The following is a 12,414-nucleotide window of genomic DNA, read 5'->3' on the forward strand; positions in this document are numbered from 1 at the left end:
CTGCGCTAACGAGGAGGTCGTTACAGATGAATCAGAGGGAAAGAGTATTGGTCAAGCATGCCGTGAGCGGGCGCACGCTGCTGAGCAGCACGGATGGATTAACCTATGCCTTCGACCGGGCTGGCGGGCTGACGCGGCTTACCATCTGCGGCGTTTCGACGGACAAGGGAAGCGAGGTCTTGACGCTCAAGGCGGAGCTGAATGTGTTCCGGTTCGAGGAGCCGGAGGGCGGGCCTGTTATCAAGCACTGGTATTACGTTGGCGATAATCCGGTTGAATACGACGAAGCTTCCGGTTGTCTGGTCGTAACCGCCCAGTCGGAAATCGAATACCGTCCCGATCAATACTGGGAGTAAAGAGCCGAATTGACATTCAGGCTTTAGAATCACCATACAACGGATAGGAGAAATGGAGAACATGGAACTATTTTCTGCACTAGAACGGGACGATTACGAGCAATTGCTGTTTTGCCAGGACAAGGTATCCGGCCTGAAGGCCATCATTGCGATTCACGACACCACGCTTGGGCCTGCCCTGGGCGGCACCCGCATGTGGACGTATGCTTCCGAGGAGGAGGCTATCGTCGATGCGCTTCGTCTGGCAAAAGGCATGACTTATAAGAACGCTGTCTCCGGACTTAATTTGGGCGGGGGCAAGACCGTAATCATCGGCGATCCGAAAAAAGACAAGAACGAAGCGATGTTCCGCGCCTTCGGCAGATACATACAGGGGCTGAACGGCCGCTATATCACGGCCGAGGATGTCGGAACAACTGAAGATGATATGGACATCATCCATCAGGAGACCGACTATGTCACAGGGATTTCCAAATCTTACGGCTCTTCGGGGAATCCTTCGCCGGTCACGGCTTTCGGCGTATACCGGGGTATGAAGGCGGCGGCGAAAGAGGCGTTCGGCACGGATTCGCTGGCAGGCAGGACGATCGCCGTTCAGGGCGTCGGCCATGTCGCCTTTGCGTTATGCGGGTATCTTCAGGAGGAGGGCGCCCGGCTTATCGTCACCGACATTAATAAAGAGGCGGTTAAGCGGGCCGTGGATACTTACGGCGCCAAAGCGGTCGATCCGACTGATATCGTCGGCGTGGCCTGCGATATTTACGCGCCATGCGCGCTCGGTGCGACGATTAACGACCAGACGCTGCCGCAGATCAAGGCGAAGGTGATTGCGGGCGCGGCCAACAATCAGCTGAAGGAGCCCCGCCACGGCGACGCGCTGCATGAGAAGGGCATCGTATACGCGCCCGATTATGTGATCAACGCCGGCGGCGTAATCAATATTGCCGACGAGTTGAACGGCTATAACAAAGAGCGGGCGCTGAAGCAGGTAGCGAAGATTTACGACAGCATCACCCGGGTCTTTGAAATTTCGCGCGAGAAGGGCATACCGGCCCACACGGCCGCCGACCATCTGGCGGAGGAACGGATTGCTCTGCTGAAGAACAGCCGCAGCACCTTTCTTCGCGACGGCCACCATAACCTGAGCAGAAGACGGCCATAACGGATATTCCGCACGGGCACAATCACCAGCATCTTATTAATGAAGACAAAATTTATTCCATAAAAGCGGCGGCAGTTCATGGCTTTATTTTTACGTCTAGGGCTGCCGCTTTTACGTTCGGGGGGGGAAAGTAATGACTCATTCACAACGTAAAATTGCTCTTATTATGGGAGCGAGCAGTCAAAATGGTATAGGAAAGAATTATCAATATTACATCAGGTCAGGAACTGGGGGCAATGCCCGGAGAGTTGGCTTATGCTGCAACTAAAGGAGCAATTTCATCCAACCCAAAGATAAACCAGGACGGGTCATAAGTCTCCTCATCCCGAAAAAGTTCAGCTCCATTATGCTGAGTTAAAAAATACTGGAAATCATCGGGAAGCGTCAAACCGGTTGCTGTTGGAAAATCTTTGAATTCACGATTACTGGCAGGCTTATAAAAGGCAAATGTACTCCCACGCTCATACCCAAGGCTCCTTTGAATATGGAGGGATCGAGATTTAGACAACCTGTGTTTTCAAACTTTCCAGCGTTAGCTGACCATCTATATTTCTCCAAGTCCAGATACACCCGACAAGGGTAGTCGCTTACAAAATGAAGGAGGGAGATCATCCTGATGCATTCCCACTCAAATGGAAGCGGGACAGTGCAAAAAGCCTGAAATTGTGCATCTTTTGGTCGCATGATAGACCTGTTCTATAACATACCTGCGAAAATACACTTTTTTTCCTGTTCAGCCTTAAATTCAGTCTGCAGATGCTGAAATTCCTGTAAAATCGTAGGATTTCCTTGTGAATAAACGTTTTTGATCGAAAAAAGATGCACTTTAGCTGGTTTGCAATAACGCTGATCTGTAACGACGCTGATCTGTAATAACGCTGATCTGTAACGACGCTGATCTATAACGACGCTGATCTATAACGACGCTGATCTATAACAACGCTGATCTATAACGACGCTGATCTATAATCACAGCCGGCCTGACCTCGTCCCTTGATGTCGGAGCGATTTCCCTGATTCCTAAACGGGTTCGATGATTGAAATGACGGATAGAAAAGCAGAAGCCAGCCAAGTCTTTCAATAACCGAAAGGCTTGCTGGCTTTTTAATTATTGGACTTTGTCAGGTTCAGGATAGGTAACACCCAACGTGTCCACCGATACTTTCTTGATTACAGGCGGACTTGCGGGACGGTCGTTAGCGTCTCTCGGAAGATTGGCGATCGCATCGACGACTTCAAGCCCTTCGGTGACTTTGCCGAAGGCCGCGTACTTTCCGTCCAGACTCGGCGCGGCGTCTGTCATGATAAAAAATTGCGATCCCGCCGAATTGGGATCATTGGCCCGGGCCATCGACAGTACGCCCCTTGTATGCAGGAGCGAGTTAGAGAAACCGTTCTCGGAGAACTCTCCGGAGATGCTGTATCCGGGCCCTCCCATGCCCGTCCCCTCGGGGTCCCCTCCTTGAATCATGAACCCGGGAATAACACGGTGAAAAATCGTACCGTTATAGAACCCCTTTTCAATTAATGAAATGAAATTGTTCACCGTATTCGGCGCGACCTCAGGATACAGCTCGGCCTTGATGATGCCGCCGTCCTCCATTTCGATGGTCACCAGTGGATGGCTAGCGTTCTCGGAAGGCGCACCGGCTGCAGGCGCACCGCTTGCCGGCGGCTGCGCCCCCGCGGCCTGGGATGCGGCGGGAGTCGCGCTGCCTTCAGCGCCCGGCTTACTGCCGCAGCCGGAAACCAGGGCCAGCATCAGAAGGCCCAGAACCGCCCATACGGCGAAAGTATGGTTGCGTACAACTTTCACTTACCGTCTCTCCTTTTCTTCATTAATATCCGTGCGTCATATGCCATCATACCCCGGGCTTGACTGCTTTGCAAAATTCGCGGGAACATACAGGATTGGCACAAGCGGAAAAGAGGTTTACAATAATAGGATGCTTCGCAAATTATTGAAAGGATGTACCGCGTGGGGAATTTTTCATGGAAGCGAAATCTGGCCGTACTTTGGATAGGCGTGTTTTTTTGCAGTACCTCGTATTCGCTCTCGATTCCGTTCATGTCCATTTTTCTGAGCGATGATCTGGGGGTGGACAGCCATCTGGAGATATGGTCAGGCATCGCATTCGGCATCTCGTTTCTGGCCAGCGCGCTGATTTCTCCTTTCTGGGGGTCCCTGTCCGACAAATATGGACGCAAGCCGATGCTCATACGTTCCGGCTTTAGTCTGGCCGCGCTCTATTTGGTTAATTATTTTGTTCATGATCCATATGTATTTCTTGTTGTACGGGTCCTTCAAGGACTTCTGGCCGGGTTCGTGCCGGCCTCGATCGCTTTGGTGGCGACGAATACGCCGGAGGAGAAGACGGGGTATGCGCTCGGCGTAATGTCCACCTCGGGTGCTGCCGGGAGCATCATCGGCCCGCTTATCGGCGGTGTGATCAGCTATTATTATGGGAACCGCAGCGCCTTTCTGTTCTCTGCGGCGATTGTGCTGGTGTCAGCGGTAATTGCCACCTTTTTTGTGAAAGAGCAGGTCTATGACCGGTCGGCTACTAGATCGCGGGTACGCGATGATATCAGGGAGGCCAGGAGTAACCGTGCTTTCGTATCCCTAATGGTGCTGACGGGAATCAGCAGCTTTTCCGTGATGATTCTGGAGCCGCTTATTCCTATATACATGCTGGATATGGGGATTGCGAAGAATAGTGCGTCGCTAACTTCGGGGATCGTCTTTTCATCCGTAGGCATAGCTACAGTGCTGATGGCTCCCAGGTGGGGAAAAATAGGCGGACGTAAAGGCTACGGATTCATCCTGTTTATCGGGCTTCTGGGCGGTGGAATCGGCAATATCCTGCAGTTCTTTGTTACCGGTTATGTCAAGTTCGCGCTGCTCCGGTTTGTCTATGGACTATTCTACGCCGGTGTTCTTCCTTCCATTAACGCAATGGTCGTACAGGTAACGGAGCCGGGCTTTCGGGGACGCGCTTTCGGCCTCAACCAATCGGTTTCCCAACTGGCGACGATGGCGGGACCTATCCTTGGCGGCCTGCTTGGAGCCTTCCTTCCCATTCCAGTGGTGTTCGTAATTAACGGGCTGATCCTGTTGACTGCCGCGCTGTTTGTGAAGAGACGCCAGCTTGAAGCCTGTGTTAGCGCCGCCAGGGCGGGGGAGACTCCTTCTTCCTTGTAAGGAGAGCGGACCATAGCGATGTTAGGCGCCGCCGGACGCAGGTCGCCTGGCGGCGCTTTCATATTCTTTTATTCATCTTCGCCTGTTGAGCCATTCAGCACATCCGTACCCGGCATAGCATCAAGTGAAGGGGCTGCCGGATCGACCGGGCTGCCAGCCTGAATTTCATCGGCGTCCGGAATATCCTCCAGTGGATCGATTTCGTCCTCCGAAGCCCATTCGTCATTGGCGTAATCGATAACGCCTTGAATCAGCCCGGCGACGCCGGCGGCCAGGGAAGCATCGGAATGCAGCAGCTCATCCCGGCCTGGAGCAGGACCTCCAAGTATGTGGTCCTCCCTATCGGGCGTACCGCCCTGTCCTTGTTCGGGAGCGTTCAACCCGACATCCGCTGCCAGCCTCGGATCACGGGCCAATTCTTCATTGAAATCGGAATATACGACTCTTTCGGCGGTAGAGGCGGCGCCGACCGGATCGTGGCTGGCAAAAGGAGACTCTATCGGAACGCGAACGCTGCCTGAGGCCTCTTCGCTCACACTTTGCGCGGTTTCTGTTCCCACAAGCCGGATGTCGTCCGCCGGAATATCTTGTTCCGAAGAGACGTCGCCCATTTTGACATAACGTTCATACGTAAAATCGGCTTCCGTCTTATTGAACTTGGCCATAGTACTCATCTCCTTTTGGATGGGTCGAATGACGTCTAAAAGGGTCTATATTAATTTTATACCCTTCTTAAGCCAAACGAATCCTTGAAGCAGATTTTCGCCAGCTTCTGCAGTGTATTCTTTCGTAAATTACATAAATCTATGCCTGCGGAATCGCGCCGTTTTGTATTTTTGAGCAGCATAAAGGAACAAATCGAAAAATGTCGAAAATTATAGCGTACGAAATACCTATTTTAGATAGTTGAGGTGCCACAATGAAATTGCCACTACACAAAATAGCGGCTGTAGTGTTTGTCATACTGCTGTTGGCCTCCATGATTGAGGTTGGAATTACGATGGAGCGGGGGAAACAAGAGGGCAGAGAGCTTCGAGGGTGGCAGCTGAAATGGGTGAACGCAGCAATAGGAGAAGGAGTGCATCCTCCTCACACGAAATCAGGGTGGATTGACGTATCGCCTTCGGACGATCTGCCTGAGGTTCCGGGAGTTATGACCGGGGTATGGTTCCGCACTTCTTTGCCTCCGCTCGGGAGCAATTCGGCAGCGCTGTTAAATAAGGTTTATGGAAGTGATATCAGGGCTTATGTGGACGATACGCTGGTATACGATTCGAACGGCAGGGGAAGCCGGGGCGGGGGCAAGCTTCTGATTCCGCTAACAGCGCCGCAAGCCGCCAAAGAATTGTACATCTACAGCGGAGGGGCGGACAGCCGCCTTGGCCTGGAAGGAGAGATCAAGGTTGGCAGCTACGGCAAGCTGCTGAATGTTTACTTGAAGGAAAATCTGCTGGATCTCATGATCGGCGGGTCGCTCATTTTTATGGCCGTCGTCCTGGGCGTGTGTTCGGTATTTTTGAAAAGAGAGCTGTTTGTCAACGGAATTTTGCTCATGCTGATCATGCTGTCGTCCGGGGTGCTGATGATCTACTATTCTCCCTATCTTGAAATTGTAATGGAGAATAAATACAGGTGGTTGGAGCTGTTATTCGATGCGGCGCTGTTCACACTGCTGCCGGCATTCACCTACTTTTTCGAAAAGTTATTTGGTTCGGGCCTGTTCAAAGCCGTTACCCGGCTTAGGAGGCTCCAAATGGGGTATTCGCTGTTCTGCGTGGGACTTTGCGTGCTCAATATCGCTTTGTCTTACCGCCTAGATGGTCTGTATAGAACTTTTACAGTTGATGTCGTGGGAATTCTTATGATCATTCAGTTCCTGCTTCTTCTGGGGCTTGCGATCCGTTACTCCCTTCGCGGCAATGTGGAGGCCATTATCTTCACTATCGGGTTTGCAGTGTTTGCGTTCGCGTCGCTAAGTGAGCTGTCTCTGTACTATATGTCCGGCGAGAAGTACCACCTGTACTGGTGGAAATGGGGCATGGTCGGTTTTCTTGTTTCCCTGATTGTCATCGTAGGGCGGAGATTCGCCAAGAATCATGAACAAGTGGTGGAATATTCCAAAGAGCTGGAGAAGTTCAACAACGATCTTCAGCGTTCCGAGAAAATGGAAATTATTAGCGAGCTGGCCGCCTCTGTGGCGCATGAGGTACGCAACCCGCTTCAGGTTACTAGAGGCTTCCTGCAAATTATCGGCGGAGCGCAAGACAGCAAGGAAAGGGAATACTTGCAGCTGGCGATTTCGGAGCTCGACCGGGCTTCGCATATTATCAATGATTTCCTCACATTTGCCAAGCCGGCGATGGATAAGGTGGAATGTCTGGATGTTGGAGAAGAATTGAGGCATGTCGCGGGCATTCTGCTTCCTCTGGCCCAAATTCAGGGAAGCCGGATCGAGATTCACCTGGAAGCCGGTCTGTACGTCAAGTTCAATTCTTCCAAGTTCAAGCAGGCAATGATCAATATTATCAAGAACGGCATCGAAGCCATTCAGGACAACGGGCTGGTGACCATTACTGCCGGGAAACACGGCGCTTATGTCGTTATCAGTGTCCGGGATACGGGGGAAGGTATGACGGCCAGCGAGATCGCCCGGCTGGGGGAGCCTTACTATTCCAATAAAACGAAAGGTACGGGGCTCGGATTGATGGTTACCTTCCGGCTCATAGAGGCGATGAATGGCACGATCGAGTTTCAGAGCGTCAAGGGCAAGGGGACGGAAGTAATAATCAAACTGCCTGCTGCAAAACCGTGAGTTCCGCCTGTTCAGGAAATGCTGCTAGATCTTGGCATTCCGGGAGGAGCGAAGGCATGGGGAGGAGCCGTACAAATGGACAAAGTCGAATTCGGACTAATCGGCGGAGGCTGGAGGGCGGAATTCTTTCTGCGGATAGCCGAGGCGCTGCCGGAGCGGTATGCGCCGGATGCAGCGGGCGGCAGCCGCCGGCGCTCATGTCGCTACACAAACCCAGCCTTGGGCCCAAGGCAGCCGATAAGAAACGAAAAGCGCCCTGTCCGGTATGAGCCTTTACGGCCATGATGGACAGGGCGCTTTTGTTGAACGGGCAGAAGCTTAGGCCCCGAGCTTTTAGTCCCGGGCTTCCGGTGGTCTTGGGCCATCGCTTTCGGCGGCGAGCGAGGCTTCCAGCACTTCGTACATGATTTCGGTCCTTCGCCGGATGGCAGTTGGGACGAGTATTATATCAATTTACAGGCAGCCGATAAAGGAATGGAGAGAGACGGGACTTTTGGCGGAAGGAACCGTCTTTGGGCAGAAGCGGCTCATAATCTCGCGGCGATATTCGAAGAAGACCCAAATCAGCCAAAAAGCCAGCGTCCGGAAACAGGCCCATCAAGCTTCCTAAATTGAATTTAATCATATGCCCGAGCAAATATTCGGTTAACAGCTCCTTATGCAAGTGTTGGAGACGCCATGGAACTTTAGCTTACATAAAATTCAATCTTTATTTCCAAATTATCCCCCTATACCCCATTTTTGATTGAATTAAACAGGCAAAAATAAAAAAAATATCCTTAATTTTTAAGCATGTAACCGTTATCAGGTAGAAAGGTAACTTGTTATTGTCATCTTTCTTTTGTATGATGCATTTAACACAGCGGTTTAAAGGCAGGTAAAAACTCGCATTTTCCACAAATTTGGAGAATTGGGTGGTGGGATGAATATCAGGTTATCTGCGGAAGATCGTATGATTACATTTTTCAGGTACTTATCACTATTCCTTACTTCGCTGATGTTCTTGGTAACGCGCACGGGTCCTGCCCTCGTTTATAAAATTTTGATCATCTTGGCGCTGGGCCTGCTGGCTCATGTATTTACCGCCTCTTATCGGAGTTTTCGGCACAGGCCGCATGTCGTTATGGCGTTGGTTAGCATTGAGATGCTGCTGATTCTTCTGCTGACCATAGGTACTGGCGGATACAACAACCCGTTCAAGCTGTATTCGCTTAATCCTATTTTGATTGCGGCGGGTTCCCTGTCTTATTATTTTTGTTGGAGCCTGCTGGCCAGCTATTTTGCCTTTTGTCTTGGATTTTGCTATTTTTTTTATAAATCGGCGGGCAACACATTTGCCGCTATTCTGCTGGAGAACGGAAATCTGTTCCTGGCCCTTGCGCTTACGGCGACCTTCATGCAGCTGCTTTCGAAGCTCAGACGGCAGCGGGAGGCGGCCGAGGCGCGCACGGACGAAATGCTTGAGCATATCAAATCGCTGTATCACATCGTGGAAACCTCAAGCGAGCATGATTTTATGAATATCGGCCAGGTGATTACCGACTATACCCTCAAGCTGACGAAGCTGAACAAAGCGCTGTTCTGGTTCGCAGGAAGCAGCGGGGGGCCGTCGCTTGTAAGCCGCCAGACCGGATGGCTGCCCGAGGAGGAAGAAATTCTATTCGGGGAGCTCAAGAAATATGAGCCTGAATGGCGGCGTCAGAAGGAGCCGATATTCAGGAACATTCCCGGTTTCGGGGACATGCTGCTGATGCCGGTTCGGATGAGCACCCGGTTTGTGGGCGTCATCGGGGTAAAGCTTGAAGCGCATGAGGGACTGGAGGGCCGGAAATGGTACATCCAGCAGCTGATGTTTCTGGCGGAGCTCAGTGCGATTACGCTGGAACGCCATGAGCTGAGCGTCACCGAGAACCGCCTCATTGTAACCAATGAGCAGAACCGGATTGCCGACGAAATGCATGACAGCGTCTCGCAGAGCTTGTTCGGCATCGTGTATGCGGCTCATTCCCTCAAGCAGGCCTGCCGAAAAATGACGCCCTCCCAGCTGGAGGAGCAGATTGAGCTGATCCATGATTCGGCGACCAAGGCAGCGAAAGAACTGAGGATTACCATTTACAGTTTAAGTTCCAAGAAAAGCGGCGGTCCGACCTGGCTCGGTATGGTAAGATCGCATCTGAAAAGTTTGTCGAGATTGAATGATGTCGAGATTGATTTCAAAGTGAAAGGCGACGACTTTAGCCTGCCCTACCCTTATCACAAAGCGCTGTTCCGGATAATATCCGAAGCGACCGGCAATGCCATACGTCACGGCGGCGCCGGCAATATTGAGGTTGAACTGACCTTGAAGCCAAGATGGATCGGACTGGCAATCCGCGACGATGGCGTCGGCTTCGACACCGATCTGCTGTGGACCCGTTCGGAGGAGGGCACAAGCGGACTAGGAATGAAGAATATGCAGCATTTAGCAAGTTCGCTTGGCGGTGATTTCCAGTTGTCCAGCAACGAAAATGCAGGTACCCAGATTCTAATTTCAATTCCGGTAGGCGTGGTTGAATTAAAGAACGCATAAAGAATGATAGGAGGTCTTTGCATTATGGAAATCGTCATTGTGGATGATCACCCCCTCGTTAGAAGAGGGCTGGCAGCCGTTATTTCCATGCAGCCTAATTTGAAATTTGCGGGCGAAGCAACGAACGGCGAAGAGGCTCTGCGCGTCTTTGAAGAAGTGCGCCCTGATTTGGTGCTTATCGATTTGAAGCTTGCCGACGAGTCGGGGATTGATGTGATCAAGGCTGCGCGCAGACGCGGCATCGAAAGCAAGTTCATCCTGTTGACATCGTCGGCGAGCCGGGAAGATTTCCTGAAGGCGGAGGAAGTGCTGGTCGACGGCTATGTATTGAAAGAAGCGCTCCCTGAGGAACTGCTGTTTGCCATTCAACTGGTCTATAAGGGCAGGAAGTATTACGATCCCGGCCTGATGGAAGACAAGATGAGAATGAGCGGCAAGGGTCCGACGGATGAATTGACGCCTAAAGAACGGGAAGTGCTGATCGAGCTGGGGCAGGGCGCCTGCAACCGGGAAATTGCTTCCCGGCTCTTCATCAGCGAGTTCACGGTCAAGAAGCATGTCAGTCAAATTTTGGCCAAGCTTCAGGTTGCGGACCGCACTCAGGCCGCGCTTTATGCGAACGCGGTCGGATTAACCAAATACGAGATGTCTGTCGAATAATCGGCAGGCGAAGAAAATTCCATATTTACAAGCACGGACAACTTGTCCGTGCTTTTTTTATTTTTCGGCAAATTTCGGCAGCTGCGTATCAGCACAGCTTCATGCCTTATGGTACTAAAGTATACCATGAATTGGCCTAAAGTGGAAATTTTCTTTATTCAAAAGTGAAAACGAAAGTAATGGCAGGGACCATGCCCCGAAAAATGTGGATTGTTAGAATTAAAGCAAGTTACCTGAAACTTTCAGAAGTCTTTCAAAATCCAACGGAAGGAGGCTCGCTGTGGAAAAGACGATTCTGGATTACCTGAATCTGATCAAAAAAAGGTTATGGCTCATCGTGCTGTTCGTGCTGATCTCCTGCAGCACCACCTATTATGTCAGCAAGAATTACGTCGTTCCCGTCTATTCCGCATCTGCGCAGCTGCTGGTGAACAACGCCGCTGACCTGCCGGAAGGCAATAACCTGAACAATCTGAATTTCAGTCTCAATTTGATCGGAAGTTACAAGGAAATCATTAAATCGCCGGCCATTATGGACCGTGTCGCCGCCGCACATCCGGAATTCGGGCTTACGGGAGACGCACTCAGCTCCAAAGTAGCCATCAGATCCTCGGAGGGAAGCCAGATCATCAATCTTAGTGTGGAAGATAGAAGCTACGCGAAGGCAGCCGGCATCGCCAATGCCGTATCGCAGACGTTCATTCGCACCCTGCCGGAACTGATGAATATGGACAATGTCAACTTCCTCACTCCTGCGGACCCGAAAGATGTTCCGGGACCGGTAAACGCCGGATTTACGATGAATCTGATCATCAGCTTTGTCGTATCGCTGATGGCGGCTCTGGGTATTATCCTGCTGATGGAGACGGTGAACGGCTCCCTTCGCTCCGAGAAGGAGGCGCTGCACGAGTTTGGTCTTCCGGTCATCGGAACCATTCCGGTCATCCGCAAACGCGACCTCGGCAAGGATGGAGACAACAAAGCAAGAGTAGGGGAGGGAGCGTATGCTGCGATTAAGTAACAGCCTCATCGCCGAACGAAATCCACAGTCGCATGTGTCTGAATCATTTCGTTCGCTTCGCACCTACATCCGTCAGCTCGGGCTGCTGCAGGGCGGAGGCAAATCACTGCTCTTCACATCCGGCGGTGCGGGAGAGGGAAAGACAACCGTTCTGGCCAATCTCGCCGTATCCTTTGTGCAGGACGGAAAAAAGGTCGCCGTGGTGGATTGCAACTTGCGCAGCCCTGGCCTTCATACGGTGTTCGGAGTGGAGAATGCCGAAGGGCTTGCTGACTGTCTGAGTGGCCAGAAGGAGGCGGGCAAGATCGGCGTGTACGGCAATCTTGCCAATCTTACCATTGTAACGGCAGGAGTCTCATCCGTCAGTCCTCCCGATCTGCTGGGCAACGCCAAGATGGCGGAACTGCTGGAGGAATTGAAAGGAACCCATGATCTGGTTCTGCTGGACACGCCCCCGGCTGTAGAATACAGCGATGCCCGGGTGCTTGCGCCGCTCACGGACGGTGTTATCATCATTGCCCGTTACGGCAAGTCGAAGCGGGATTCGATCCGCAAGGTCAAGACGCTGATGGAACAATCCGGGACCACCATTCTCGGTATTGCCATAAATCAAGTGAAGTAATTTCAAAGCA

Annotated in this window: 12 protein-coding genes and 1 pseudogene; 10 read left to right on the plus strand and 3 right to left on the minus strand. The window is 51.8% G+C overall.

Features of this window, described 5'->3' with window-relative positions:
• The first annotated feature begins 26 nt into the window (after positions 1 to 26).
• From PDUR_RS05710 to PDUR_RS29685, 3 genes and pseudogenes are all read left to right on the plus strand, one after another.
• Positions 27 to 356: a hypothetical protein gene (locus PDUR_RS05710; RefSeq protein WP_042205446.1), complete on the plus strand. Its 330-nt coding sequence runs from the start codon at positions 27 to 29 to the stop codon at positions 354 to 356.
• Between the two features lie 61 nt (positions 357 to 417).
• Positions 418 to 1,518: a Glu/Leu/Phe/Val family dehydrogenase gene (locus tag PDUR_RS05715; RefSeq protein ID WP_042205447.1), complete on the plus strand. Its 1,101-nt coding sequence runs from the start codon at positions 418 to 420 to the stop codon at positions 1,516 to 1,518.
• Between the two features lie 197 nt (positions 1,519 to 1,715).
• Positions 1,716 to 1,802: pseudogene (locus PDUR_RS29685) on the plus strand (SDR family oxidoreductase); the annotation flags it as partial.
• Here PDUR_RS29685 and PDUR_RS30295 read toward each other — a convergent pair.
• Positions 1,772 to 2,026 (minus strand): SMI1/KNR4 family protein, encoded by a 255-nt coding sequence (locus PDUR_RS30295; protein ID WP_156130323.1) that lies wholly within the window; start codon positions 2,024 to 2,026, stop codon positions 1,772 to 1,774. The pseudogene PDUR_RS29685 and the gene PDUR_RS30295 sit on opposite strands and share 31 nt — an antisense overlap.
• 600 nt (positions 2,027 to 2,626) lie before the next feature.
• The gene (locus tag PDUR_RS05720) at positions 2,627 to 3,280 is read right to left on the minus strand and encodes a peptidylprolyl isomerase (RefSeq protein ID WP_042209105.1); all 654 of its coding nucleotides are present in this window, start codon (positions 3,278 to 3,280) and stop codon (positions 2,627 to 2,629) included.
• 216 nt (positions 3,281 to 3,496) lie between these two features.
• Between PDUR_RS05720 and PDUR_RS05725 the strand changes: the two genes are divergently transcribed.
• Complete coding sequence (locus PDUR_RS05725; RefSeq protein WP_407944284.1) at positions 3,497 to 4,720, plus strand: MFS transporter; 1,224 nt, start codon at positions 3,497 to 3,499, stop codon at positions 4,718 to 4,720.
• Positions 4,721 to 4,788: 68 nt separating this feature from the next.
• Here PDUR_RS05725 and PDUR_RS27125 read toward each other — a convergent pair whose 3' ends face one another.
• A complete protein-coding gene (locus PDUR_RS27125) occupies positions 4,789 to 5,385 on the minus strand; it encodes a hypothetical protein (RefSeq protein WP_052410078.1) in 597 nt (198 codons plus the stop codon).
• A gap of 254 nt (positions 5,386 to 5,639) precedes the next feature.
• Between PDUR_RS27125 and PDUR_RS05735 the strand changes: the two genes are divergently transcribed.
• The 6 genes from PDUR_RS05735 (at position 5,640) to PDUR_RS05765 (ending at position 12,404) form a co-directional block, all read left to right on the plus strand.
• Positions 5,640 to 7,532, plus strand: a complete 1,893-nt coding sequence (locus PDUR_RS05735) for a sensor histidine kinase (protein ID WP_042205449.1) — start codon at positions 5,640 to 5,642, stop codon at positions 7,530 to 7,532.
• Positions 7,533 to 7,607: 75 nt separating this feature from the next.
• Positions 7,608 to 7,817 (plus strand): hypothetical protein, encoded by a 210-nt coding sequence (locus PDUR_RS05740; RefSeq protein ID WP_042205450.1) that lies wholly within the window; start codon positions 7,608 to 7,610, stop codon positions 7,815 to 7,817.
• A 637-nt stretch (positions 7,818 to 8,454) separates the two neighbouring features.
• On the plus strand, positions 8,455 to 10,101 hold the full coding sequence (locus PDUR_RS05750; protein ID WP_042205452.1) for a sensor histidine kinase: 1,647 nt from the start codon (positions 8,455 to 8,457) through the stop codon (positions 10,099 to 10,101).
• Positions 10,102 to 10,125: 24 nt separating this feature from the next.
• Entirely contained in the window at positions 10,126 to 10,761 is a 636-nt protein-coding gene (locus tag PDUR_RS05755; RefSeq protein ID WP_025688279.1) for a response regulator, read from the plus strand.
• Positions 10,762 to 11,041: 280 nt separating this feature from the next.
• Positions 11,042 to 11,782: a YveK family protein gene (locus PDUR_RS05760; protein WP_042205453.1), complete on the plus strand. Its 741-nt coding sequence runs from the start codon at positions 11,042 to 11,044 to the stop codon at positions 11,780 to 11,782.
• Complete coding sequence (locus PDUR_RS05765; protein ID WP_042205454.1) at positions 11,766 to 12,404, plus strand: CpsD/CapB family tyrosine-protein kinase; 639 nt, start codon at positions 11,766 to 11,768, stop codon at positions 12,402 to 12,404. Before PDUR_RS05760 ends, PDUR_RS05765 begins: the two co-directional genes overlap by 17 nt.
• Positions 12,405 to 12,414: the final 10 nt, after the last annotated feature.

The sequence above is a fragment of the Paenibacillus durus genome, assembly GCF_000756615.1.
Lineage (GTDB): Bacteria > Bacillota > Bacilli > Paenibacillales > Paenibacillaceae > Paenibacillus_AQ > Paenibacillus_AQ durus.